Source organism: Rhizobium sp. BK289, assembly GCF_014193575.1.
Classification (GTDB): Bacteria; Pseudomonadota; Alphaproteobacteria; order Rhizobiales; family Rhizobiaceae; genus Rhizobium; species Rhizobium tropici_C.
Window position 1 is genome coordinate 409,557 of the sequence record NZ_JACHZO010000004.1, and the last position, 24,837, is coordinate 434,393.

Below are 24,837 nucleotides of genomic sequence, written 5' to 3' on the forward strand. Positions count from 1 at the left end.
CCCCAGTCATGCCGAGGCCCTCCGTGCCCGAGCAAAGCCGTTTAGGCGGTTGCTCGCAATCCAATCGCAAAGTTCGCGCACACCGTCGCGCCAGGCTATTTCAGGCGCCCAACCGATGGCTTTTCTCAATGCGCTGGTGTTCGTGACAAAGTACAGTTGATCGCCCACGCGCCAGTCGGAGTGCATGGTCGCAATCGGCCTGCCGATGACCCTTTCGATCTCCCTGAGCACGATTCGAATGCTCACGGCGTTGTCAGGCCCTCCCCCCAGATTGAAGGCCTTGCCCTTGGCTTCGTCGATTGAATTCAGCAGACCCCGATAGGCGCGAACAGCATCATTGACATGCAAAATGTCTCGTACTTGCCGACCGTCACCGTAGATCGAAATCGCTTCGCCGTTTAACGCGCGGATCAGGAAATGAGCGACCCAGCCTTGATCTTCGGTGCCAAACTGCCGCGGGCCATAGATGCAGCTCATACGCAAAACGGCGGTGAGCGAACCGAAAGACTTGGCATAGTCGAGGACATATTGATCCGCGACCCCCTTGGAGCAGCCATATGGCGTGCAGAAATTCAGGCCGCGATCCTCATCGAACCCGTTCTCGCGCAGCAATTCATCGGCGGGTATATAGCGATCTTCCAATCCCGCCATCGCGATGTCGTGGATATCGCCATAGACCTTGTTCGTACTGGCAAAAATGACCGGCGCCCTGTTGCCTGCCTTGCGCACCGCTTCAAGCACGTTGAGTGTTCCGCGAGCGTTTGTCTCGAAATCATGAACGGGATAGTCGAGGCTTGTCGTCACCGCCGTTTGAGCCGCAAGATGAAAGACAGCGCGTGCGCCCATGAAATATGGAGCGATCGCATCGAAGTCCCGGATATCGATTATCGCGGGTTGAACGCGATCACCGTGATTGCTTTTCAGCCAGCGAAGATTCTCCTCGACGCCGGGGCGACTGAGATTGTCGAGGACGATCACCTCCTCACCATCTCTGAGATAGCTGTCGGCAAGATTGCTTCCAATGAAACCGCTGCCGCCAACGATAATGATGGGACCTTCAGGTAATCTCATGACATGAGACCTCTTTCCTTGAGATGCCTGGTCATCTCCGCGTTCCTGTCGACGGCCCCTGTCATAAGAACCCATTCCGCAAAGGACTCGAGCGATCCGTCGAGATGGTAATGCGGCTCGAAGCCGAGCAATTCTCTGGCCTTTGAAATATCGGCGAAGCAATGGCGGATATCGCCGCTGCGCGACTGGCCGGTGATCTCAGGCGACAAGTCCGCGGCTCCCATCGCGGCGGCAAGCAGCATTGCGACCTGCGCTATGGTATAGGCCTGGCCACTGCCGATATTGATGACATGCCCTGCCGCCGGTCTCCGTTCCAGAGCGAGACGAAATGCGCGTGCGACATCGCGCACATGCACGAAGTCTCGGCGCTGCCTGCCATCCTCGAAAATCATCGGCGGCTGGCCATTGGCAAGGCGCGAGGCGAAATTCGCAAGCACGCCCGTATAGGGATTAGAAAGTGCCTGACCGGCACCAAAGACGTTGAATAGGCGTAGTGCCACTGCCTCGATGCCATAGGCGCGACCAAAGATGAGTGTCTGGCGCTCCTGTGCATATTTTGTCAGCGCGTAGATCGAGACCAGATCGACGGGTTTTTCCTCATCCGTCGGCGCAGGCAGGAGCGGCTCTCCATCGGGGCCAAGGGGATCCCACAGACCTTCCGTGAGACGATTGCCATCGCGCCTTATATAGCCGAGGCGATGTCCCACCGGCGAGACATACATGCCCTCGCCATACACGCTCATCGAGGATGCGACGACTATTCGCTTGATCGGAAGGCCGATCATGGCTTCCAGGAGAGTCGCCGTGCCGAGATCGTTGGCAGAGACATAACGAGCAATCTCATACATGGATTGGCCGACACCGACCTCGGCTGCCAGATGGATAACAGCATCAACCCCCTTCAGTGCTTCACGAACCGCTCCCTTGTCACGCACGTCGGCACGAATGACATCCGTTGTATCGACTGCTTGCTGAGTTCCCGAGAGGCCATGCACCTGATCGATCAAGGCATCGAGAATGCGAACCTGATATCCATTTTCAACCAGTTCTTCAGTGACATGCCGACCAATAAAACCGCATCCACCGGTAACGAGAACATGTGACATTGGGCACCCGAGACTATTGAGTTGAGAGGCTTTTGACCGCCACCCAACCGGGATCCCCAAGGAATGTTCCTCACGCTATGACATCATTATCATTGTAGACTTCTTCAATGATGCGTTCCGTTTTGCGCTCCAGGTGTCATCCTTGTACCTGCAGCAAGCATCTTCATCATCTTCTGGAACAAGCCATGCGCATGCCAGTTAGGCGCGCGTCGTCCATCCAATTCGAAGGCGGGATGATGGTAATTGCCAGGAGAGGATCAATGAACGCGATCACATCGGTGCGGACAGATGCCATGAGAGCGGCCGTGGTGACGGGCGCTGGGCAGCTGCGGGTGGAAACCATGGCATTGCCGGAGCCTGCTGCCGGTCAGCTGCGAGTAAAACTGGAAGGCTGCGGTGTATGCGCCTCGAACCTGGTGCCATGGTCAGGCCCGGAATGGATGCGATTTCCAACTGAACCTGGCGGGTTGGGGCACGAAGGCTGGGGAACGATCGATGCGATCGGAGATGATGTCACCGGTTTTGCCGTCGGTGATCGCGTTGCGACGTTAGGGCAGCATGCTTATGCCACCCATGATCTCGCCGACCACAGCAGCGTCGTCCGGCTGCCTGCCTGGCTCGACGATCGCCCTTTTCCGGGAGAGCCGTTGGGTTGCGCCCTGAATATTTTCAAGCGGTGCGAGGTCCAGCCTGGACAGTCCGTTGCCATTGTCGGAATCGGTTTTCTCGGCGCTTTGCTGACCCAGCTGTGCGTGGCTGCCGGCGCCCATGTCATTGCGATTTCTCGAAGAGCGTTTTCCCTGGAGATCGCCAAGCGCGCGGGAGCGTCCGAAACAATCGCAATGAAAGACCATTGGCAGATCATCGAGCAGGTGAGGCAATCGACACAGGGGCAATTCTGTGATCGCGTGATCGAGGCGGTCGGCAAACAATGGCCACTTGATCTCGCGGCCGAATTGACGCGCGAGCGTGGACGCCTCGTCATTGCAGGTTACCATCAAGATGGGCAGAGACAGGTCAACATGCAGCTGTGGAACTGGCGGGGACTTGATGTCGTCAACGCACACGAACGGGATCCTGCCGTTTATCTTCAAGGCATTCGCGATGCGATCGCGGCGATCGAAGCCGGTCAGCTCGATCCATGGCCTTTCCTGACCCACCGTTTTCCCCTGGAGCGGCTTGATGACGCGTTGAACATGACCAGGGACCGTCCCGACGGCTTTCTCAAGGCCCTGGTGGTATACTCATGAACAATCTCGGCGAATACGCTCACCGGAACGTAGCTCAAGGCCTCCGCCTTGGTTTTCTCGGCGTCGGCCGGATTGGCCGGCACCGGATGAAGGCCATTCTTGACACGGGCTTGGTCGGCTCGACGCTCATCTGCGATCCATCGGCGGAAATGGCGAAAGCCGCCGCAGACCTGGCTGAGCAAGCCACGATCGTTCCGAGTTTCGATGATCTGCTGAGCGAGCGCCTCGACGGAATCGTCATCGCAACGCCGAGCGCCTTGCATGCGGAGCAAGCCATGACAGCCTTGGAGCAAGGCATTGCAGTCTTTTGCCAGAAGCCGCTAGGGCGGACCCGAAATGAGGTCGAGCAAGCAATTGCAGCCGCGCGGAAGGCGGACCGATTGCTGCAGGTTGATCTTTCCTATCGGCACACCAGAGCGATGCGCCGTGTCCGCGATCTTGTTCGCGGCGGCGAGCTCGGCAAGATCTTCGCGGTCGATATGATCTTTCACAATGCCTATGGGCCGGACAAGCCCTGGTTCTATGACAGGCGAATGTCGGGCGGGGGCTGCGTCATGGATCTCGGAATCCATCTGGCTGACCTGGCGCTGTGGACGCTTGACTTTCCGGCTGTCACTTCGGTCCAAAGCTGTCTTATGCGAAGGGGTGTTCCAATTCAGCCCGACAGCGCCGATGTGGAGGATTTCGCTCTCGCAACCGTGACGCTATCGGATGGCGCAGCCCTCCGGTTAGCCTGTTCATGGGGCCTCAACGCTGGTGTGGACGCTGTCATCAGCGCAAACTTCCATGGAACGGCCGGAGGGGCGGCCATGCGGAACGTCAACGGTTCTTTCTATGATTTCGTCGCCGAAGGATATAGGGGAACACGCACCGATATTCTCATCGAACCGCCGGATGAATGGGGCGGCCGAGCCGCGGCCGCATGGGCGACACGCTTGGCCGGCGATAATAGCTACGATCCACTTTGCGAACGCCTTGTCGATTCCGCCGCAATCATCGACGCAATCTATGGCGGCTGAGAACGGCGGCTCAAGCGAATGGTGATTTTGTGAAAGCAACGGGAACCCGCGACCCTCACGCGGGTTTGATGCGATCTCAATGCATCAACTGATGGATCGCTGCGATGCAATCCGGTGAAAGCCGCAGTCCAGGCCAATTTACAGAAAACTCGGATATTCTTTCCGAAACCGCGCTTCCGCGATGGGTCGTTCGGTCATTGGCTGATAATGGGATCACGCGCGCAAAAGAGGCCGCCGAGATGACGGATGACCAATTGCTGATGTTGAAGGGTGTCGGCATCCAATCGGTCAGGCTCATCAGGACAGCCCTGGCCTGCTCTCCTGACATCACCGCTTCCATCCCTGATGCCCCCACATCGGCGCCCGCACCGTCAGCGCCAAAAGATGACGGCTCACTCGGCCAATAAGCCCAGCACACGGCCCTCGTAGCGCATCACGGCGCTCCTCAGTCGTGCTTGCTCCGAAGCATCATGGCTTTGAGCCGCCAAGGACCAAAGGCCGATCTGAAAACCCAGATAGCATGCTTCGAATACCTTGAGCACATCATCGCGCGGTTCCCGATCCGTTTCCACCGCGACGATCTCAACCAACCGGCATCGCTGCGCTTTCGACAGGTCAAATTCCACGGATGCACCGGCAATATCCCAAGCCACGTCCTGGCATCCGATGAGGTCGTGAGAGGCATTGTGATCGAGCGCGTCGGTCTTAATCAGCCGGCCGTCTTGCCGCCTTATCCATTCCCATCGATGGAGCCGATTGTCAGTATCCACCCGCCGCAGATGTTTCACCAGATGATGTGGCCGGCCAATCAACTGTTGGATTTGATGCGCAACTTCGCCTCCCAGGGCCTCCTCGATATTGACTGTAGCCATATGACATAGATCCAGAAGCGATGCGCCTCCGTGCGTGGCGGGAAGGTGACGTGCCCGGAACCCGAGATACAGGCCGATCTGCTCGACCATCTCCGTTTTCGGCGCCGGATCGATCTCCATTGCGCAGCCCTCGATCCAAGGCTCGACAATGAAGCCGTGGCAGGTCCCCAGCACCGGCGGCGTGAAGCCGGCTTCGCTCAAGATCTTGCCTCTCGCCTGCTTGGTCGCCATCTCACAAAGCCCGGCAAACTTCACCAGATGGTGCGTACCGCTGTCCGACAGCAGAAATTTCAGCTTCTCTTGCTGCCGGTAGCTCGGGGGCCAATATTGCGGGTCCTCGTAGCGCAGTCCTCGCCACTGTCCTCCCGATAGATCCCGCCAGGAGCCCTCGCTCACACCCAGGAGCTCGCAAGCCCAGGACTTCAGGTTGCGTTCACGCTCCGGCGTATCCAGGATCAGTTCATGAACGTCGACGACGTGCGGCCGCCGCTGCTTCCACCTGCGCAGATGCGCCTTGCTGACCTGTCTGCCCGGCTCGCCCTTGTGGCTTGGAAAGAAATGAATGCGCTCGGCCGGTACGCCATTGGTCTCGAGCCAATCCGCTATGCACCCAAAGGAACTGCCCGATAATCCGGGGCCTTCGTCGACAATGGCGAAATCTGTATGGAGACGATCAAGAATGCGCCTCTGCAGCAATTTTCCTGGCAGCACCTGTCGGCGGAAAGGATCGCCCGTCGGCCTCAGGGAATAGGCAGGACCCGATCCGAGCGCCGCCGCGACGACAGCGGCCAAGCTGACGCCAATGCTCCTCACGCCGATGACGACGGCCTTGGATGACAGACCCGAACGCAAGGCCGCTTCCAGAAAGCTCTCGGGATAGAGCGCATAATGTGCATAGCCCTCCGGCTGCTTTATCCGGATGGGTTCATCAAGCCTTAGAGGCTCCAGCAGTGCTTTCCAATCGGTCGAAGGCAGCAAGGATCCGGCGAAATTTGTCCGCCAGGATCGCACCAGCATACGGGCCTGAAAAAGCAAGAGCTCAGAACCCGCGACTTGAGCATCAGAGATTTCATCGTAGCCCCTCTGGCGAAATTCGCGATCGGCGAGCCCCTGAACGAGCTCGCCTGTCATAATGAAAGTCTGCACCAGGAGTTCATGCCGACGGCGATCCGGCTCCATGTTGAAACAGGCCGCCATGTCGTCCGAGACCCTACAGCAAATCGATGCGGCCCGTTCAACACGCTCGATATCTCCATAGACCAGCATCGTCGGCGCCTCATGAATCGAAACATATCGAACGCGCGAGATCGGGTTGCGATCCATCGAATGATTTTTTTCGGGAACAGATGCCCCCTGTCTTTGTTTGAGGATGGCTTTGTAGATGCTGGAGAAAGACATGCCTTCCCATTCCATTCGAGTAGCTATCGTCGGTGTCGGCAATTGCGCGTCCTCGCTTGTGCAGGGACTGACATACTATAGGGATGCCGAAAGCAACGAGCCCATCCCCGGCCTCATGCATGCAGACCTCGGGGGATACCATGTTCGTGATGTGGAAATTTCGGCGGCGTTCGATATCGCCGCCTCCAAAGTTGGGAAGGATGTCGCCGAGGCCATCTACGCCGAACCCAACAATACCAAGCGCTTCGCCGATGTGGCGATGATGGGTGTTACGGTACATCGCGGCAGGACGCTCGACGGCCTGGGCCGCTACCTGAAGGACGAAATTCCGCAATCGGAGGAGCCGGTTGCCGATGTTGCCGAAATTTTGCGTCGAACGCAGACCGAGGTGCTTGTTTCCTACCTGCCCGTCGGGTCTGAGGAAGCGACACAATGGTACGCCGAACAGGCGCTCGCCGCGGGGTGCGCCTTCGTCAACTGCATTCCCGCCTTCATCGCTTCGAAGCCTGAATGGCAGCGTCGCTTTGCCGAGCGCCGCCTGCCCCTCATCGGAGACGATATCAAGAGCCAGGTGGGCGCGACCATCGTCCATCGCATGCTCGTCAACCTCTTCTGTGAGCGCGGTGTAAGGGTCGATCGCACGTATCAGCTGAACTTCGGAGGCAATACGGACTTCCTCAACATGCTGGAACGCGAGCGTCTTGAATCGAAGAAGATCTCCAAGACGCAATCGGTGACGAGCCAGCTCGATGTTCCGCTTGCTCCAACGAACATTCACGTCGGACCAAGCGATCACGTTCCGTGGCTCGAAGACCGCAAATGGGCCTATATCAGACTGGAGGGTACGACTTTCGGCGGCGTGCCCCTCAATGCGGAATTGAAGCTGGAAGTATGGGATTCCCCCAATTCCGCCGGCGTTGTCATCGACGCGATCCGCTGTGCCAAACTGGCCCTTGATCGCGGCATAGGTGGGCCGCTGGTCGGCCCCTCGAGCTACTTCATGAAATCGCCACCGCGTCAGTTCACCGATCAGGAGGCTCGCCGGCGTACACAGGCTTTCATCGAGGACCAGGAGGATGCGCTGCCCGGAGCGGCGGAATGACGACGACCTTCTTCCTGGTTCGTCACGCAGCCCACGACAATCTCGGCAACTTCCTTGCAGGTCGCACACCGGGGATTGCTCTCGGGGAGGCAGGGCTGTCACAGGCAAAACGTCTGGGCCAGCAGATGATGTGCAAACATCTGGATGCGATTTACAGCAGCCCGCGCGAGCGAGCCCGGCAGACGGCCGATGCAATAGCCTCCGCATGCGGGCTGGATGCCCCACAGATCGAAGAAGCACTGGACGAAGTCAATTTCGGCGATTGGACCGGCAAGACCTTTTCGACGCTCGATCAAGACGCCCGATGGCGCCGCTGGAACGCGATGCGCAGCCTTGTCCGTGCGCCGAACGGCGAAACCATGCTCGATGTGCAGACCCGAGTTTGGGATTTGATTGAAGACCTCTCCAGCAAGGCCGAGGGCAAGAGGCTGGCGCTCGTATCCCATAGCGACGTCATCAAAGCGGCGGCCAGCTACATTCTCGGCCTGCCGGTCGACGCCTGGTCGAGGTTCGATGTGGAACCGGCATCCGTCACTCACATGGTCGTCGGAGATTGGGGAGCGAAGATCATCACGCTCAATGAAATGCATCCATGATTATCGCGGGAGACCAGCATGATCAAAGCAGCTATGATTTGGAACGAGCCGAACAACAAGTCGCACTGGGATCCGGAGATAGATCCGGATTGGAGCCGGTTTGCCGAAATGGCGATACTGGCCGCCGACGCAATCGCGCTTGCGAACCCCGATCTGATCAAGGTGCTCGGCGGCATTTCTCCGATCGATCCTGGTTTCATGAGCCGAATGAAGGATTACGGTGTATTGGACCATCTCGATGCCGTCGCGGTCCACGGCTTTCCGCTGGACTGGAATTTGTGGCAAATCGACGAATGGCCGCAAAGAATTGCCGACATCGCCAATGTCACCGATCTCCCGGTCTGGGTCAGCGAGGTCGGCGTATCCAGCTTCGGAGCCGAAGACGTGCAGCTTTGGGGATTGAACCGCACCATAGACCTGCTCAAGGGAAAGGTACCGCAATTCCAATGGTACAGCCTCTTCGATCTCCCCAGATCATGGGAAGCGACCACGCGCCATAAGGAAGCGGAAGGTTCCTCCTATTACCGACACTACTATATGGGCATTCTGCGTGAAGACGGCACGCCGAAGCTGGCCCTCGACGCCTTTGCTCGGCACACCCCCCATCTCGGCCTTGTTCAGTGGTTTCACTTCGAAGATCCACGGCTTGACGAAGCCGTCGCGTGGATGAAGCGGCTCGGCGTGCGGTCGGTCAGGACAGGTCTTTCCTGGGCGGATCGTTTCCGTCCCAATGCGCTGGATTGGTTCGACCGGCAAATGCGCAGCCTCGAGGAATTCGATGTCACGGTCACCTTCTGCTTCACGCCGGAGCATCGTGGCATTGCCCCTCATCATACAAGCGCGCCGCTGGTCCCTGAGGAATTTGCCGAATTCTGCCGTGAAATGGTCGAGCGCTATGCCCCGCATCACGTCGACGAGCGGCTCGATAGACTGCCTTCGACTATCACGGCCTTCTGACCATCAGTTCCTCATGGCTTCCTGTCCGGACAAAAGCGATCGAGCAACCGGCCCAATGGTCCGCGCGAATAGGCCAGCGCATGGTAGCAGCTCAGCATGAGGCGAGCCCAGTTCAGATAGAGGCCCGGCATATGCATCCGGCGGGCGAGCCAAAAAACACGATGGCTCCAGAAGCTGATGCCAAAGCGCATCCCATAGATCATCTTGCGCCTGGCACCCAACCGATGTCGCGCCGCCGAGACGCGCTTGCGGGGACGCATACCAAATCGCGGCAAACTCAGGCGGAAGGCCAAGCCTTCCCGTCTTTGCCGAAAACCGGCGGCCTGGGTGCTGACAACGAAGGCTTCGTCAACGGGCGAAAGGCAAATGCGTCCGGATTCCATTCCCCCGCGAATGAGCCCGAGAAGCGCTTTCGAACGCACGATCACGACATTGGTTCCTCGCCCATCTGAGGAATAGGGTTCCTGCCAGGCGTCACCGAAGGCAATATCCGCCGTCTCCGCAACCACGTCGTCGCAATAGTTGCAGGCGGAATTCTGGAAAAAGCCGGCGCCCCAGTCGCCGTCTGCGAGGTTCCACCAGTCCTTGGCGCGAACCTCGCCATTTTGCAGGGCTAAACTGGCGCGATACCAGTTGGCCGGCCGGTCCGGGGACTTTGACCTGTAATCGATCCGCTCGACATCTTGAATGCGCTGACCCATCTGCCAGGCAAAACTCTCGGTCATGCGCGCGCTCTTCATATGGCCGCAAAAAAGCCCGAGCGTGAAAACGATGCGCTCGTTCAGGATCGGATCAAGGCTGCTCGACAATCTCAATGCTTTTATGAAACAGGGAACTCCGACCACTGCATAACGGCCCGGAATCCTCTTGATCTGCTCCAGCACCTGCGACATCTCGACCGGATAATAACGCGATTTGGCGCCTGCGCTTAGCCCATGCGGATCGCGTGATAGCGCGTAGCGAAACATGCGGCCATCGCTTGCGGGGCCGCTGCTTTCGACAACATGCGCCACAGCGTCGACAAGGCCGCAACGAAGGAGTTCCGTTGCAACCCAGGTCACCATACCTCCCGAACTGCCGCCGGCGCGAAAGGCGCCCTCCGTGACATGGCCGGCGAATGTTGCTTCGAGCCGCCCGAGATGAGGATCGGTCTTCGCTGCATCTGGAAAAAGCCCTTTCGCAAGACCGTCCTCGTTTTCGCTAATGGGCGAGAATGGGCATAGATGTGCAAAATCCGTCGTTCGATCCCGCATCCAGCTGTCGCTCGCATGCGGCTTCCACTGACCGAAACGATCGAAATCCATGTGGACGTCATCTTCATCCGAACGCGCTACGCAAGCACCGCATCCGATACAGAGACCGGACCGAATAACATCGGCCGGGCTCACGGGGCCGGAATTCCCCGACTGGTCAGAATGCCTGCTCGACGACATGATTGAGAAAGGTGCTCGAGTTGTGACGAAGGATTTCGATCCGGCGGATGACATCTGGCGCTGGAGCTTCCATCAAGGCCACATTCAATTGGGAAGACGGGCTGGATTCGGATATGACGCTGTCCTCGATTCCCACCATGGCCGCCAGATCACTCAGCTTGTTCGACCGATAATCGGAGAGAACGCAGGCCAAGGGCTTGCCATTGACGAGAGAAAACACGCAGCCGTGAAAGAAGTTCGTCACCACGCCGCCGGCGCCTCCGATCAGACGGGCGAAATCAATAGGACCCGCGTCGATGCGGTGCTCATGAGCCCAATCGTTCCTGTATCCGATGCTGATCAAGCTGGTATTGTTTGCATCAGCCCAGTTGCGGACCATTTGCTGAAACCAGGCCGGAAAACTATGTCCGTAGACCCCCACGTAAGGCGGGATCGATGCTTCCTTGCCGACGTCCAGGATCGCTTGCGGAAACTGAAGACACGGATCGAGCACCAACTCGGCTTCTATCCCCAAGGCTTCACCGATCAGGCGCTGCGAGTTCATGTCGCGAACCGATATGCGGGAAAAATCGCGCAGCCTATCAACCCAGTAGCCGTTCAGTTGCCCCGGCGAACTGAAATTGCCAAAGCGGCATAGGAGGAAAGGAGATGCCGCTGCAGACCTTCGCCGAAGAAGAGGTTGCGGCCGCCATACCAGGGATGATGTAAATTCCAGACCTCGTCGCTGCCGACGATGACGAGCGGAAGATCTTCAACGACGACAGGGCCGTCCAACGCGAACGGCGCAGAGAGCGGCAACCGGGAAGCCGCGTCAAGGAATTTACGGATCTTCTCTCGGTAAAGCGGGTAATCGTCCGCCGAAGTCGCAATTGGAAGCTCGGGCCGAAACGCGCAACGCCACTCGGCGAAATCGATGCGTTTTGATTTGTGGTTCAGCAGGACCGCGTCGACGTTCATCGACCGCAATCCCTCGACCAGACAGCGCGCCTGCCAATAGGATCCGTAGTTGATACAGCCATGGAATGTCAGCACACCCGCCTGGCGACCGCCACCGTCGGCGATAAAGCTATTTCCGGCGGTATTCAGTGCATGCACATGACCGGCGAAGCGGCTCTGATCCAGCATGTGATCTTCCGTTGTCCTGCTGACAGCTATGAAACCGGGGTCTTTCAAGCGCACGTCACCCGCAGTGCTGGCTTGCGCTCTTGTTGGCCTTCAAACCGTGCGAATGATCGAATGTTCCCCCGCCGACGCGGAGATGCCCGCCAGGTTTGCCGACGGCGTTCCGGCTCTGGGATACCTCGATCCTTCGGGCAATTGCTAACCTTCAAGGATCAGATCGGCGATAACAGGCAGATGATCGGATGCAACCGCAGTCAGCTTGTTGCGCAGAACGGCACTGTCGATGACCCGAATGTCATTGCTGACAAATATATGGTCGAGGCGCATCAGGGGGTATCTGGAGGGAAAGGTGGCATATGACGGCCGATTTCCCAAAAGCTGGACATCCTTCAGCAGCCGGCTGATCAGCCGATAAGTGGCGGATGCGGGAATAGCGTTTAGATCGCCGCACAGGATCGTCGCTTTGGGATTCACGGAAGCATGCAGCCATGCGGGGCCAATCAACGCTGTCATTTGCTGGATACGATCTCGCCCACGAAGACCGAGATGCGTATTGACGACATTCAATGTGACATCGCCGATCGCGATCTCGACCGCAAGCGCGCCGCGTGGCTCGCCTCTTGAGGGCAACGGACCGGCCTTGACCGCTTTTGTCGGCCAACTGGTTATGATTGCATCTCCATATTGCTCCTCGGCGAATGTCAGGGTTGGATTGAAATGAGCCTCCATCTTCAAAAGCGATGCGATCATACTTGCCTGATCGGTGTGCCCTGTCCGCAAACGGCGAACATCGATTTCCTGCAGCGCCACGATATCGGCCTCTGCTTGAGCAATCACCGATGCGATACGAGCTGGATCGACCCTGCGATCGGTGCCGATGCAGCTGTGCACGTTGTAGGTGAGTATTCTGATTCGTTTCTGAGACGCCATATGTTGGGAACACTGAAGTCATCAAGTCGTTCCGCTCGAACAACCGGCGCGAACGAAGGCGGATTCAATGACCCTGAAAGGCGTGATATGGAATGCGGCGATCTTCGGCGCGCTTTGCCTGGCGCTCTTTCTTCTCTATCGGATTCTTTCGCACTATAGTCTTGAAGAGATCGGCGCGTCGCTTCACCAACTTCCCTTCCCACATCTTGCGGCTGCCTTCCTCTGTGCCGTGGCTTCCTACATCTGTCTGACCGGTTTCGATTATCTGGCAATTCTTTCGCTCGGAAAGTCCTTGCCATACCCCAAAATCGCACTGGCATCATTCATCAGTCTGTCTATGGGTCACAGTATCGGTTTTGCAGGGCTCAGCAGCGGTGCGTTTCGTTACCGCTACTACGCCCGCTGGGGTTTGAGCATGGAGGATGTCGCGAAAATCATTCTATTTTCCGGCGTGACGGTCGCTCTTGGCTTGATAACCATCGGCGGTATCGCCTTGCTTGTCGATTCGGACGATATCGTTGCGCTTTCGCGGGCAGACACGACAACTTTGCGGATATTGGGTGGTGCTCTTCTTTGCATCCCCGCGAGCTATGGTATTCTGGCCAGATACTTGCGAGGAAGATTGACCCTCTGGAATTGGTCATTCGCCTTGCCTCGAGCCAGAATAGCCTTGGCGCAAATTGCAATCGGCACGGCCAATTTCGCCTTCGTCTCGGCATGCCTTTATGCATTGTTTTCGGCTTATGCAGACCTCTCCTATTTCCGTACCATCGCCGCGTTCGTGCTTGCCAACACTCTCGTCCTGACCACGCATGTCCCCGGGGGCCTCGGTGTCCTCGAGGCGGTGCTGGCATATGCTGTTCCGAACGCCGCGTCGATCGGCGCGTTGATTGTGTTTCGGCTGATTTACTATCTCATTCCGCTTATGGTCGGCGCAATCGCGATGCTGACCACCGAACTGGCCTTCAGACGGCATTCAGCCAAATCGCAACATGCGACGCAACCGGCCAGCAAGACGATATAGTCGTGGTGGCCGCGAAGGCGGTACGGGGTCGAATAAGGCCGTGCCCACAACGGGCGTCATCTTCCGGCTTTTCGAGTGAAGCGGTTTCAAGCCCCTTGCGCCGAGATCGAGCGCTGCGATCGCGCGGATCAGGGAGCCACCTTGTTCAAGGAGTTGATCGAGCACCTCGGAAGAACAGCCGAGGAATTCCGAAAGAAGGCTATGACGCAGATTGCGGATGACCATCCTATGTTCCGCACTTTGCGCCTCAAACAGAATATCGCATTCCGTATCCAGGTTCTCCGAGCGGTGATTGAGATTCGACGAGCCAATTCGCACCAGATTGTCGTCCGCGATCAGCAGCTTTGAATGAATGAACAGCGATTTCTGTCGTTTCCCGTCTGGAATGACCGGATAGAAAATGCGCAAGCGATCGAACTCGTCTGCTTGTTTGAGTTTGGTAATGATCCTGTCCCTATTCGCGTCCATGATCATCTTTTCGATGAGACCATGCGAACCGTGCGCACATATGATCACGATCTCGGGCCCTTCCTTCTCCTTCAAACGCGCGGCCAATGCGTCAGCGACGTTGAAGGACGCCAGATATTGCGTTTCGACGTAAAGGTGGCGCTTTGCTGCCGCGATCACCCGTTTGGTTAAGGCTACTCCCGGATTGTCATCCGCCTGCGCTCCTTTCATCGGCCCCGAGACAGCGAGTTCGAACGGTATACCGGAAAGAGAAAGGGAGCCGTCATAGCGAAATCCACGATCATCAACACCTGCCAGGTGTCCATGCTGCTCGCCTGTTGCCGCTGCCCATCGCTGTCTGGCGATCCAGGAGACAGCTCTTGCCGCCTGTCCGGTTACCATCACCTGCAGGTCATGCACCGGTTCGTAGGGCAAGCCCTCCGAATCCCGTCTGCGCTGATCCCTGATCCCATGGCCGCGTGTATCCCATCGGCGCGATGCCAGATCGATGCCGCCGAGGAATACGACATTGTCATCGATGCAAACAAGCTTTTGATGATGACAGCCGAGCAAGACAGGCTGAAACGCGAAGCGGAGTTGGATACGATTGCTCTTCGGGAAAGTTTTTCCAAAGAATGCCTTCAGCGATTTATCCGAGTAGATTGGCCCGAGCGCCCAGACCAGAATACGGACTTCCAAATCCGGATTGGATTGGACGGCGCGTTCCAGGACATCTCCCAAGATCGTTTCCGGATCTTCCGGTTCCAGCAATATTTCCGGGTTGAAATTCCAGCCAACAATCCAGATCTGCCGTCTGGCCTCCTTCAGTGCGTTGGCCAGGCATGAGAAATATTTCTTGCCGTTGATGAGAAAACTCGCCCTATCTGCGATGCCTGTCAGCGCTGGCTTGGTCATTTCCTGCATGGTGGCGGGGCTGCAATCGTTGCGAATGATTCAAGGCAATAACCGGTTTCTGCGTAGATGGTTCATTGTCGCTTGATAGGCAGCACCGGCCGGTCATCATCTCCGGATCCCTGCGGAAGCGCCGTCCGGCGGAATTTACCGAAATCTCGATGCTGCATATGGCGGGTTCGCTTTGTTCGTTCGCCTGCCGGCGTCAGCGGCGATTACTGACATGATCGCGATATTGTTCCGTCTGGATGTTCCGGCTGTCGAGACCTCTTTGCCTTGAATGCTGCGCCTTGTCGCGATTGGACAGAACGGCATTTTCTCCAATCCGGCCCTCATCGAGAGTCGTGGCGGCGCCGGACCCATCGCCTTTGCCTTTCGAGCCACGGGAGAACTGCTTTTTTCCTGCGTGAGCCATTGTGTACCTCCTTCAAATGCGGAGTGGGTTGCAATCGGATATGCAGCCAAAGCTGCTTCGGAACTATCCAACATCCAGTCCCATCGATTGTTCCCCGGGGAGCAGCGGAACTGGCGCTGATCTGCCAGGCATTTATTTATTCCGGTCTAGGAACATTCCACATCTGCCGTAGTTGCGTTCTGGCTAGTTCGAAGGAACCGGTCAGGCGGTGAAAAGCTCCTGTCGAAATGGCCAGCCGCGCACCTCAAGCGGTCAGTCAAGCAAATCAGATGGATCATCCTTGGAGCCACTGAGACCAGTGTAGGAAGGAGAGCGTTATGAAACTCACGATTGTCACCATTGCATTGGCGCTGACGGCAGCGCCGGCATACTCGCAATCGGCAGCGGAGAAGACAGGTGTCAATTCTCTGGTAGGCGCAGCGCCGAATACGCAGGACTTCGTCAATGAAGCCGCAACGAGCGACATGTTCGAAATCGAATCAAGCAAGCTCGCACTGCAGCGCGGCAATGATCAAACGAAGAAATTCGCACAGCAGATGATCGATGATCACGGAAAGACGACGGATCAGCTTAAAGATCTCGTCAACAGCGGAAAGGTCCAGGCGACGATTCCGACGGAGATGACCTCAAGCCAGAAGAAGATGCTGGTGCGGCTGCAGAAGATGCAGGGAAATGACTTCACCAAGCGCTACGATGCGGATCAGCGTTCTGCTCATGCGAATGCAGTGGATCTTTTCAAAAGATATGGAAACGGTGGCGAAAACGCGGACCTGAAAACCTGGGCTTCCAATACAAGGCCGAAGCTCGAGCAGCATCTGCAAATGGCCAAACAGCTCGCAAAGTAGATCAGCGACGGCGAGTGAAGACGGGCCACGCCTCATCCGGCTCGGACGTGGCTGCAACCCCGGTTTTCCCAAGCTCCTTGGGAAAACCGGCGAAGTGATAGGAGTTTCGTTAATGAACGTGATCCAGCTTCCGCTGGTCCGCCGGAGCGATCGCGATCCCGAACCGGCGTTTCGCACAAGTGATCATCGCGGTCGTGCCATGTTTCGCTTCCTGGCGGATTACAGAATTGACGGCCGGACGTTTGGCATCAGTTTTTGGGCCTATGACCTGGCGGATGCCGAGCGCCGCGTTGCGTCGATGCGGGCCAATCTCAGCCTCCAAGGTCAGATCTTCTGCCGCGTGTGAAAAAGCCCATATGTTTTCCGATACGGATGGCTTACATCCATCGATCGCCGGATACCTTGAAACTGACCGAAGACGGGCTGGCCACTCAGCCCCTATCTAGATAAGCCCCTATCTAGATAAGCCATGTCACCACCAGCCCGGCGCTAGCCGAGAATATGGCCAAAACCGTCAGCCAGCCGGCGATGTTCATAAGGCGCGAATTCACATGCTCGCCCATGATTGCCTCATTATTCGTGATGAACATGAGCAACAACAAAAGGGGAGGAGTGGAGAACCCTTGGACGACGCCGGACCATACAAGAGCTTTCATCGGATTTAGGCCAAAGAAGTTCATGGCGACCGCAACCAGGGTCACGGCTGCTATGATAAGATAAAAACCCGGCGCCTCGCGGGCGGTGGCGTTCAGACTGCCCTTGATGCCGATGGACTGGGCAAGGTCATAGGCCGCTCCCGTCGTCATGACCGGAACCGCTAGAAATCCAACCGATACCACTCCCGCCGCAAACAGGTATCCAGCCGCCTCTCCGGCGATCGGCTTCAGCGCTTCGGCTGCCTGAGCCGCGGTTTCGATATTGGTCTGCCCCTGAACGTGCAGCGTTGAACCGGTCGCCAGGATGATGAAATACATCACGACATTGGAAAATGTCATGCCGACAAAGATTTCCCTGCGCGAGCGGGCCAATTTCGAGCCGCTGACACCCTGTCTGGCGCGCAGGGTCGTCTTTCCTGCAGCGATTTTCTCTTCGACCTCCTCGTTGGACTGCCAAGTGTAGAGATAGGCCGATAACGTCGTCCCGATGATCGCCACGATGATCGAAAGAAACTCCTCGTTGAATTCGACGGATGGAACGAGCGTGCCCTTGAGGACCTCCGTCCAATCCGGCTTCGAGAGCACGGCCGCGCCTGCATAGGCCAGTAGGCTGAGTGCAAGCCAGCGGAAAATGCGACGAATCAAGGTATAGGATCCAACGACCTGGAGACAGAGCATGATGGCCGCTGTCACAGTGACGATCAAGGGAACGGAAAACGGCACGAAAAGACCGACGGCAGCCGCCATGCCGCCTAAATCAGCGGCGGCCTCGATCGTATTACCCGAGACAACCCCGACCAATGCTATGTAAAGAAGCCACCGCGGATAATTGTCATGGACGACTTGAAACAATCCACGTCCCGTCACTTGTCCGAGCTTCGACGAGAGATAGACCACAGTGAACATCATCGGCAGCGTGACGGGGGCGGTCCAAAGCATCCCGACGCCGAAGCGGGCACCGGCACTGGCATAGGTACCAATTGCCGAGGGATCGTCGTCAGCCGCGCCCGAGATGAGGCCGCGGCCGAGCAGGCTAAATCCTTCGAAATGATGCCGGGTAACGGCCGTCTCGCCGTGCTTCATTGCGAGACCATCCGGGCACGGTCAGTTGCAGCCGACAGGCATATAAGAATGATCAGGCTGCCATGAAACGATCGCATCAACGGATACCTTTTTCCGTCTAAGCTTCGAGATCGACGGAAGTTCCAGTGGATCGGCAATAACTTGTCATCCCCAACAACTGTCATCGCTCGGGCGGCCGGAAAGCTCCGCTCTCGAGCAGCCGGTTGTTTGCGGGGCAAATTTCAGGTTCCGGTGTCGGTAATAATCTGGAATTATTTGCGGAACTTCGCGGTCCCTTCTCGGTAAGGTTTCTTTAAAAAAAAGGATCCGTCATGGCAGACAGCGAAGCAAAATCCGGCGGACGGAACTCTCCCTCCGGGAAGAACGCATTTCGCAATCCTGCTCCGGTCCGCCAATCGAGCGAGCAGGAAGGCATGGGCCCCGAACGTGTTTGAAAAAGAGCGGGTTACGCCGATAGGCAAACCAGGCGTAAGGGTCTCCGAAGACAATCGGATCAAATCACGCTCGAAGGAATAGGTTGGTTCCTCCGTTCATGCAGCGCCCCTGGCAGCTTGCCAGGGGTGAATGTCAGTGCATATTTCCTCTTTCGTCGAACAGCAGGATCTCTTGGAGCCAGCAACATCCGCCGCCACGACGATCGTGCGTTGAGACGATCGTGTATCGATTGGAAGCATTGTCTCGCCGATCTTGTAAAGCAGCGATCGGTGCCCGGCTTCGCATTCTGGTCATCCGATCGTGAAGAAACCTCGGCTTGATCCACATACGCGGAAGCAAGTTTTCCCGCTCATCCGCGGCACCTTTATCGCGGCAGCGCGTTGAGAAAGGCGCCCGGCGCATCGCCGGAGATTGCCGCTAGAGCTCCGAGGCTCGAGATCACCCCATTCTCTTGGCCGAGTGCCGCTTAACAGAGGGATCGACAATGGAATTGAAGCCATGGACAATTCAATCATCGCGCCAGGTTCTGAAGGATCGCTGGATCGATGTGAGGGCCGATGATTGCGTAACCAGCGAAGGTCACTCGATTTCTCCCTATTACGTTCTTTCATATCCTGACTGGGTCCACGTCGTTGCAATCGGTGACGACAGCTCGGTCCTGTTGCTGGAACAGTACCGCCATGGGCTCGGTATCGTATCGCTCGAAGTGCCCGGTGGCGGAATTGATGCAGGCGAAACGCCTTTGGAAGCCGGAAAGCGTGAACTTCTTGAAGAAACCGGCTTCGAGGCTCGCCATTGGCAATATTGTGGGCGCCTTGCACCCAATCCAGCCATGCAAACCAACTATAGCCACATCGTTTTAGCGACCGAGCTGATGGAGAGCCAAGCGCCGATGAACGATCCTTCAGAACGTGTCGTACTGCGTCAGCTGCCTTTGACGGAAGCGGTAAACAAAGCCCTCACAGGTGGAATCTGCCAAGCCATTCACACCTCTGCCCTGCTGCTGGCACTTGCGCACGGAAACCTCGTGAAGATCACTGCTGAGGCGCGGGACCAATGGAAGAGACAGGCGCGATTGACTGTCGATCATCTTTAAGATCCGCCGACCACAAACGGAACGGATGGCTCGATCATCAGTTCTATGAGAGCGCCATCATTCACGCTCCATGGGATCGGTCGATAGAACCATGCGCATTCTGATTTGGCTGTGCCTGGCGGCCATGCTGGCCGCCGTTCTGGTCTGGTTCGTGACGGAACCCGCCATGCCTTTTGCGCCCGATGATCCGCGCCTTCAGGGCAATGGCGACCCAGCTCGGGGCGAGCTCATTTTCGCCGCCGGCGACTGCGCATCCTGCCACGCCACCCCAGGCCAGAAGGATCGTCTGAGATTGGGTGGCGGCCTCGCGCTCGCATCACCCTTCGGAATATTTCGGGCACCCAATATATCGTCCGATCCCGTCGATGGCATAGGAAGCTGGAGCACGGTGGACCTTGCCAATGCGTTGATCGGCGGGGTCTCACCGCGACATCAGCATTATTATCCGGTATTTCCCTATCCAAGCTATACGGGCATGCGTGTCGAGGACATCAGGGATCTAAGGGCCTATATGAGGACACTGGCTCCAGTCTCCGGTCGCCCGCCCGCGCATGATCTGTTTTTCTTCTTTCGCATGCGCCGGCTGTTGGGCTTTTGGAAATTGCTGTTCTTTCGCGAAGGGCAGACGCAAGGACCCGTCAGCACCGATCCTGTCCTCGCTCGTGGACGCTATCTGGTCGAGAGCCTGGGCCACTGTGCGGAATGCCATTCTTCCCGCAATAGATTGGGTGCCATAAGGCCCGAAACGCGATTTGCCGGCGGCATCGATCCTGAGGGCACAGGCTTCGTTCCCAACATCACGCCGAGCCGGATCGGAAATTGGTCCGAAGCCGACATCGCGGAAATGCTGAAGAGCGGCAACACGCCCAACCATGGCCGCGTCGGCTCGTCCATGGCCGAGGTCGTCACCAACATGGCGATGCTGCCGCAGAGCGATCGCGATGCCATCGCGCGCTACATCAAGAGCCTGCCTCCTCGACCGACGCCGCATCCTTAAACGGGATTAATGAGTGTAGAGATAGGCGGCGACATCCCGGGCTTCGGCTTGCGAGATCCCTGTTTTCGGCATCGCCGAGTTGGGCGAGAAATCCTGCGGCGACACGATCCAATGAACGAGATTATCGCCCGTATTGTTGACGACGCCGGCGATATAGACCCGTTTTTGAAGGCCAGACAATGCGCCGCCAACCTGGCCATCCGCACCGGCGATCCCTGGGATTTGATGGCATCCGGTGCAGCCGTACCGACGAAAGATCGGTGGTGCTCGGGAGGGATCGCCGCCTCCGGTCAGCACGCGCGCGACCTGCAATCGCTGCTGCGAAGTCTTTGCCCAGTTTACGCCGATCACAGTGCAAAGTACTGCAATGGCTGCCGCACACAGCCAGATACCGCGGTATCTATAATGGGCGGATGTGCTGAACATGGTCCGCTCCCCTACCGGCATTTGCTATCCATAGCGCTGCCATTGCGAGCGCCGCGCCGGCGTAAATCGTCCCGGCTGGAATCCACATGACTATCCCGGCGAGCTGCTGATCCTCGAGCGGCGTAAGGCCCCATGTTTCCGCAGTATGCGTCTGCGCGACATAAAGGACGCGTGGCGCCAGCGCCATCAGCGCACCGAGCGCTCCTGTGTGCAGCATGGTCAGGAACAGATGCCACGCCGCGACGCCGCGATTGCTGCTCCAGAAGATCGACCACCAGAACAGGATAGCGGTGGCAAAGAAGCTCAGATGCTGGAGGCGATGCAGCGTGACATCGCCGACGGCGGCATCGAACAGGATCGGCGCATGCCAGGCCCATATGGCGACGGCATGCAACAGGGTGGCATTGGTTCCTCCGCTCAGCCAGTGCCAGGCGATCCGCACGGAGCCCCGTCTCATCGCCCTTCCCGTCCAGCGCCTCAGCCGATCCGGCAGCCCCCATAGGAACGTGCCGGCCGGCTGCGCAATGACGATCATCGGAGCGGAAACCGCCATGATGATTTCGTGCTCGATCATGTGAAACGTAAAGAGCTGCTCTCCGAGCCAGTGCAACGGAGACAGCAGCGCACCGGCAAGCGTCAGCCAGCCAACCCAATAGCAAAGGGCGCGCTTCGCCACGACGGATCGGCTCATTCGAGCGCGTCGCCTCAGCCTCCAGCAACCTCGGCCGTAAAGAAAAGCCGCGACCGCTAACGGTGTCACGATCCACGGGTCGATGGTCCAGACAGACTGAAGGAGATGCGCCTCCGCACCATGCGCGGCAGCCTCCCGCCCCGTCATCAGCAGAATGATGAGGACGGCTAATGTTCGCATGCGTTCAAGAGCCACGTGGCTCCTCCCTGCAGGAAAAGCGCGAAGGCGAAGGCGAGCCCGACGAGGACACTGAGATGGCGGAGAAACAGCCCCGTTCGCGCCTCCTCCGGGGTCGAACCGGCCTGCGGGAACGCCGCGCTCGCCAACGCAAGCAGAATTGCGACGGAAGATGTCAGGATGGACCAATGCGTATGCCGGCTGCAATCGACATAGGGAAGAACCTGACCAAGCTGCGTATTGCCGGCCCAGATGAGGGGCGCGAGGATCAATCCACCATATTTTGCCGCCGTGGTCATCATAGGCGTGGTACCCAGTAAATGCATGCGTACAAGGGAATCCACGCCACCACGACAAAGTTCCAGTACATGGCATTATCTTCGACATCGCCGAAGCGGCGCGGATTATCGGCATGCTTCGAAAACATCAGGCAGGTCAGTACCAGCGTATCGATGAGATCCGTGACGATGTGGGTCGTATGAAGCCCCAACATGGTCCAGATGATCGAGCCATAGGCATTGTCGTCCCAGCGTATGTTGAGGACAGCGAATTCGAAACCGCGCAGGATCAGCGGTACCACCCCGAGCACCGACATGACGATAAGCCCGATCCGCACCTTGCGCAGATCTCTTTGCCGCGCCCAGCGGGACAAAAGAATATTCGGCACGAGGCTTGCCAGCAATATCGCGGTCAGGGTCGTTCCAGGAACGAGACCGGGCGCCGGCGCGTCGATCGGCCATCGCGGGGCGAGGCTCATCAGGTAGAAATAGACTGCGATCGCCAACGCGAAGCCGGAACCTTCGATGAGCATGAAGGCGCAGGTTCCCCACCAGGTCGGGCTTGCTCTCCCCATGCCATGAGGCGGCAGCCTTGAAACATCGAGGACGACACGCTCCTTCATGATTCATCCTCCGGCGTCTGCTTCGGCCAGAACCAGCCAGTCAACGTGATCCCGATCGGAATTGATCCCCAAATGACCGCCCAAGGCGAGAAGATCGACCAGATCAGCATCACCGTGGTGGCAAGAGCGGCCAGGAGCGGCCAGATCGAATTTCGTGGCGAGGACTCGCTTGCTTCGGGTTGCGCCTCGACGACACTGCTGACGATCAATTCGCGCCGGTCGGTGCACAGCCCGCCGGCAACCGCGAGTTCATCGGGCTGCGACCACAGCGGATCACGAGCGGCGACCACCGGAATACGACGGAAATTGAAGCACGGCGGCGGTGACGATGTCGCCCATTCGAGCGTCGAGGCGCCCCATGGGTTCTCACCGGCGATGTGCCCGGATCGGGCGCTGCGAATGACATCGATGAAGAAGATGAGGAATCCCAGCGAAAGGATGACGGCGCTGAGGCTGACGAACATGTTCAAACCGGCCCAGGGCATTTCCGGCTGATAGGTATATATGCGCCGCGGCATGCCCTCGAGACCCAGGATATGCATCGGAAAGAAAGTCAGATTGAAGCCAGTAAAGATCAGCCCGAACGCCCAGCGGCCGAGCGTCTCGCTCATCATCCGTCCAGTCACCTTGGGAAACCAGTAATAGATGGCGCCGAGCAATGGGAAGACGGCACCGCCGACCAGGACGTAATGGAAATGTGCGACGACAAAATAGGTGTCATGTACCTGGGTGTCGAACGGCACGGAGGCGACCATCACGCCCGTCAGCCCGCCGATGACAAAAGTCACGATGAAGCCGACAACGAACAGCATCGGCGTCTTGAGCACTGGTTGCCCGCCCCATAGCGTCGCCAGCCAGCAGAATATCTGGACGCCGGCCGGAATGGCGATCGCCATGCTGGAGGCGGTAAAGAAGCTCTCGCCTAGCTTCGGCAGGCCGACAACGAACATATGATGCACCCAAAGGCCGAAAGCCAGGATTCCGGTCGCGATCAGGGCCATGACAAGCGGGAGATAGCCGAATACGGGGCGGCGCGAGAAGGTCGCTGTTATCGTTGACACCATGCCGACGGCCGGCAGGAAGATGATATAGACCTCGGGATGGCCGAAGAACCAGAACAGGTGCTGCCATAGCAGCGCATCGCCGCCCGCCGCGGGATTGTAGAAATGCGTCCCGACCAGACGATCGAGGATCAGCGTCGAGCTAGCGAGCATGATCGCGGGCATGGCCATAATGACTAGGAAGGCCGTGACGAGCATCGACCAGACGAACAGCGGAATGCGGTCGAGCGACATGCCCGGCGCACGCTGCTTGAAGACGGTGACGACGATTTCCACCGCAACGGCCAAAGCCGCAACTTCCGTGAAAGTGATCATCTGTGCCCAGAGGTCGGCACGCTTGCCCGCGCCATATTGCGGTCCTGACAAGGGTACATAGGCAAACCACCCGACATCGGGCCCGGTATCGAGCGCAAACGAGATCCATAACAGCAGACCGCCGGCCAGATAGATCCAATAGGAAAAGGCATTCAAGCGCGGGAAGGCGATATTGCGGGTGCCGACCATCAGTGGCACGAGATAGACCGCCATGGCTTCCATGACCGGCACGGCAAACAGGAACATCATGTTTGAGCCATGCATGGTGAAAATCTGATCGTAGCGGTCTGGACCGATGAAGCGTGCCTCCGGCTGCGCCAATTGCAGCCGCATCGCGAGCGCGAGCAACCCGCCCAAGGCAAGAAAAACGAATGCGGTAACGATGTAACGGCGGCCGATGATCTTGTGGTCGACTGTCGTCAGGGCGCCCCACACACCGGCGGGCGTCATCCAGGTCTGCGCGAGCCGCCGTTCTAACTCGCCGTCATCGAACATCAAAT

Annotated in this window: 26 protein-coding genes; 11 read left to right on the top strand and 15 right to left on the bottom strand. The window is 57.9% G+C overall.

Features of this window, described 5'->3' with window-relative positions; all coding sequences use genetic code 11:
• Positions 1 to 6 precede the first annotated feature (6 nt).
• Complete coding sequence (locus FHT84_RS10395) at positions 7 to 1,146, bottom strand: NAD-dependent epimerase/dehydratase family protein (protein ID WP_112345903.1); 1,140 nt, start codon at positions 1,144 to 1,146, stop codon at positions 7 to 9.
• Complete coding sequence (locus FHT84_RS10400; protein WP_112345578.1) at positions 1,068 to 2,177, bottom strand: SDR family NAD(P)-dependent oxidoreductase; 1,110 nt, start codon at positions 2,175 to 2,177, stop codon at positions 1,068 to 1,070. The genes FHT84_RS10395 and FHT84_RS10400 overlap by 79 nt, the downstream gene beginning before the upstream one ends.
• Before the next feature lie 260 nt (positions 2,178 to 2,437).
• Here FHT84_RS10400 and FHT84_RS10405 point away from each other — a divergent pair, with 260 nt between their 5' ends.
• The 3 genes from FHT84_RS10405 to FHT84_RS10415 all read left to right on the top strand — a co-directional run bounded on the left by FHT84_RS10405 (position 2,438) and on the right by FHT84_RS10415 (position 4,853).
• Entirely contained in the window at positions 2,438 to 3,427 is a 990-nt protein-coding gene (locus FHT84_RS10405) for a zinc-binding dehydrogenase (protein WP_112345577.1), read from the top strand.
• Positions 3,424 to 4,446 carry a Gfo/Idh/MocA family oxidoreductase gene (locus FHT84_RS10410; protein WP_112345576.1) on the top strand — a complete coding sequence of 341 codons (1,023 nt, stop codon included), beginning with the start codon at positions 3,424 to 3,426 and terminating at the stop codon, positions 4,444 to 4,446. Before FHT84_RS10405 ends, FHT84_RS10410 begins: the two co-directional genes overlap by 4 nt.
• A gap of 104 nt (positions 4,447 to 4,550) precedes the next feature.
• Positions 4,551 to 4,853, top strand: a complete 303-nt coding sequence (locus FHT84_RS10415; protein WP_146759009.1) for a hypothetical protein — start codon at positions 4,551 to 4,553, stop codon at positions 4,851 to 4,853.
• Here the strand turns inward: FHT84_RS10415 and FHT84_RS10420 are convergent.
• Positions 4,839 to 6,716 (bottom strand): hypothetical protein, encoded by a 1,878-nt coding sequence (locus FHT84_RS10420; RefSeq protein WP_245430525.1) that lies wholly within the window; start codon positions 6,714 to 6,716, stop codon positions 4,839 to 4,841. The two genes, FHT84_RS10415 and FHT84_RS10420, sit on opposite strands and share 15 nt — an antisense overlap.
• Between FHT84_RS10420 and FHT84_RS10425 the strand changes: the two genes are divergently transcribed.
• Genes FHT84_RS10425 through FHT84_RS10435 form a run of 3 tightly spaced genes read left to right on the top strand, consistent with a single transcriptional unit; the run spans position 6,715 to position 9,371 of the window.
• A complete protein-coding gene (locus FHT84_RS10425; protein ID WP_112345574.1) occupies positions 6,715 to 7,818 on the top strand; it encodes an inositol-3-phosphate synthase in 1,104 nt (367 codons plus the stop codon). The two genes, FHT84_RS10420 and FHT84_RS10425, sit on opposite strands and share 2 nt — an antisense overlap.
• Positions 7,815 to 8,414: a histidine phosphatase family protein gene (locus FHT84_RS10430; protein ID WP_112345573.1), complete on the top strand. Its 600-nt coding sequence runs from the start codon at positions 7,815 to 7,817 to the stop codon at positions 8,412 to 8,414. The genes FHT84_RS10425 and FHT84_RS10430 overlap by 4 nt, the downstream gene beginning before the upstream one ends.
• A gap of 18 nt (positions 8,415 to 8,432) precedes the next feature.
• Positions 8,433 to 9,371 carry a beta-xylosidase gene (locus FHT84_RS10435; protein ID WP_112345572.1) on the top strand — a complete coding sequence of 313 codons (939 nt, stop codon included), beginning with the start codon at positions 8,433 to 8,435 and terminating at the stop codon, positions 9,369 to 9,371.
• 11 nt (positions 9,372 to 9,382) lie between these two features.
• Here the strand turns inward: FHT84_RS10435 and FHT84_RS10440 are convergent, their stop codons facing one another.
• The 4 genes from FHT84_RS10440 to FHT84_RS10450 all read right to left on the bottom strand — a co-directional run bounded on the left by FHT84_RS10440 (position 9,383) and on the right by FHT84_RS10450 (position 12,856).
• Positions 9,383 to 10,675 carry a Coenzyme F420 hydrogenase/dehydrogenase, beta subunit C-terminal domain gene (locus FHT84_RS10440; protein ID WP_183762061.1) on the bottom strand — a complete coding sequence of 431 codons (1,293 nt, stop codon included), beginning with the start codon at positions 10,673 to 10,675 and terminating at the stop codon, positions 9,383 to 9,385.
• A 106-nt stretch (positions 10,676 to 10,781) separates the two neighbouring features.
• A complete protein-coding gene (locus tag FHT84_RS31405) occupies positions 10,782 to 11,348 on the bottom strand; it encodes a polysaccharide pyruvyl transferase family protein (protein WP_246698502.1) in 567 nt (188 codons plus the stop codon).
• Positions 11,349 to 11,401: 53 nt separating this feature from the next.
• On the bottom strand, positions 11,402 to 11,929 hold the full coding sequence (locus FHT84_RS31410; protein WP_246698501.1) for a hypothetical protein: 528 nt from the start codon (positions 11,927 to 11,929) through the stop codon (positions 11,402 to 11,404).
• Between the two features lie 195 nt (positions 11,930 to 12,124).
• On the bottom strand, positions 12,125 to 12,856 hold the full coding sequence (locus FHT84_RS10450; RefSeq protein ID WP_183762064.1) for an endonuclease/exonuclease/phosphatase family protein: 732 nt from the start codon (positions 12,854 to 12,856) through the stop codon (positions 12,125 to 12,127).
• A gap of 67 nt (positions 12,857 to 12,923) precedes the next feature.
• Here FHT84_RS10450 and FHT84_RS10455 point away from each other — a divergent pair, with 67 nt between their 5' ends.
• Complete coding sequence (locus tag FHT84_RS10455) at positions 12,924 to 13,880, top strand: lysylphosphatidylglycerol synthase domain-containing protein (protein WP_183762067.1); 957 nt, start codon at positions 12,924 to 12,926, stop codon at positions 13,878 to 13,880.
• Here the strand turns inward: FHT84_RS10455 and FHT84_RS10460 are convergent.
• Both FHT84_RS10460 and FHT84_RS10465 read right to left on the bottom strand, forming a co-directional pair.
• On the bottom strand, positions 13,833 to 15,251 hold the full coding sequence (locus tag FHT84_RS10460) for a phospholipase D-like domain-containing protein (RefSeq protein WP_183762070.1): 1,419 nt from the start codon (positions 15,249 to 15,251) through the stop codon (positions 13,833 to 13,835). The genes FHT84_RS10455 and FHT84_RS10460 overlap by 48 nt on opposite strands.
• A 193-nt stretch (positions 15,252 to 15,444) precedes the next feature.
• On the bottom strand, positions 15,445 to 15,654 hold the full coding sequence (locus FHT84_RS10465; RefSeq protein WP_183762074.1) for a hypothetical protein: 210 nt from the start codon (positions 15,652 to 15,654) through the stop codon (positions 15,445 to 15,447).
• Positions 15,655 to 15,971: 317 nt separating this feature from the next.
• On the opposite strand from FHT84_RS10465, the gene FHT84_RS10470 reads away from it, so the two are divergent.
• Positions 15,972 to 16,499, top strand: a complete 528-nt coding sequence (locus FHT84_RS10470) for a DUF4142 domain-containing protein (protein WP_183762077.1) — start codon at positions 15,972 to 15,974, stop codon at positions 16,497 to 16,499.
• A gap of 112 nt (positions 16,500 to 16,611) precedes the next feature.
• The gene (locus FHT84_RS10475; RefSeq protein WP_183762080.1) at positions 16,612 to 16,845 is read left to right on the top strand and encodes a hypothetical protein; all 234 of its coding nucleotides are present in this window, start codon (positions 16,612 to 16,614) and stop codon (positions 16,843 to 16,845) included.
• A 112-nt stretch (positions 16,846 to 16,957) separates the two neighbouring features.
• Here the strand turns inward: FHT84_RS10475 and FHT84_RS10480 are convergent, their stop codons facing one another.
• Positions 16,958 to 18,238, bottom strand: a complete 1,281-nt coding sequence (locus tag FHT84_RS10480; RefSeq protein WP_145644806.1) for a divalent metal cation transporter — start codon at positions 18,236 to 18,238, stop codon at positions 16,958 to 16,960.
• Positions 18,239 to 19,157: 919 nt separating this feature from the next.
• Here FHT84_RS10480 and FHT84_RS10485 point away from each other — a divergent pair.
• The gene (locus FHT84_RS10485; protein WP_183762083.1) at positions 19,158 to 19,769 is read left to right on the top strand and encodes an NUDIX hydrolase; all 612 of its coding nucleotides are present in this window, start codon (positions 19,158 to 19,160) and stop codon (positions 19,767 to 19,769) included.
• A gap of 91 nt (positions 19,770 to 19,860) precedes the next feature.
• Positions 19,861 to 20,766 (top strand): cytochrome c, encoded by a 906-nt coding sequence (locus tag FHT84_RS10490; RefSeq protein WP_246698500.1) that lies wholly within the window; start codon positions 19,861 to 19,863, stop codon positions 20,764 to 20,766.
• 6 nt (positions 20,767 to 20,772) lie between these two features.
• On the opposite strand, the gene FHT84_RS10495 is transcribed toward FHT84_RS10490, so the two are convergent.
• The 5 genes from FHT84_RS10495 to ctaD are packed head-to-tail and all read right to left on the bottom strand — an operon-like array spanning position 20,773 to position 24,832.
• Entirely contained in the window at positions 20,773 to 21,192 is a 420-nt protein-coding gene (locus FHT84_RS10495) for a c-type cytochrome (protein ID WP_183762089.1), read from the bottom strand.
• Positions 21,167 to 22,030 (bottom strand): cytochrome c oxidase assembly protein, encoded by an 864-nt coding sequence (locus FHT84_RS10500; RefSeq protein WP_246698517.1) that lies wholly within the window; start codon positions 22,028 to 22,030, stop codon positions 21,167 to 21,169. Before FHT84_RS10500 ends, FHT84_RS10495 begins: the two co-directional genes overlap by 26 nt.
• Before the next feature lie 20 nt (positions 22,031 to 22,050).
• A complete protein-coding gene (locus tag FHT84_RS10505) occupies positions 22,051 to 22,362 on the bottom strand; it encodes a hypothetical protein (protein WP_183762092.1) in 312 nt (103 codons plus the stop codon).
• Positions 22,359 to 22,961, bottom strand: a complete 603-nt coding sequence (locus FHT84_RS10510) for a cytochrome c oxidase subunit 3 (protein ID WP_183762095.1) — start codon at positions 22,959 to 22,961, stop codon at positions 22,359 to 22,361. The genes FHT84_RS10505 and FHT84_RS10510 overlap by 4 nt, the downstream gene beginning before the upstream one ends.
• Positions 22,958 to 24,832 (bottom strand): cytochrome c oxidase subunit I, encoded by a 1,875-nt coding sequence (gene ctaD, locus FHT84_RS10515; RefSeq protein WP_246698516.1) that lies wholly within the window; start codon positions 24,830 to 24,832, stop codon positions 22,958 to 22,960. Before ctaD ends, FHT84_RS10510 begins: the two co-directional genes overlap by 4 nt.
• Positions 24,833 to 24,837: the final 5 nt, after the last annotated feature.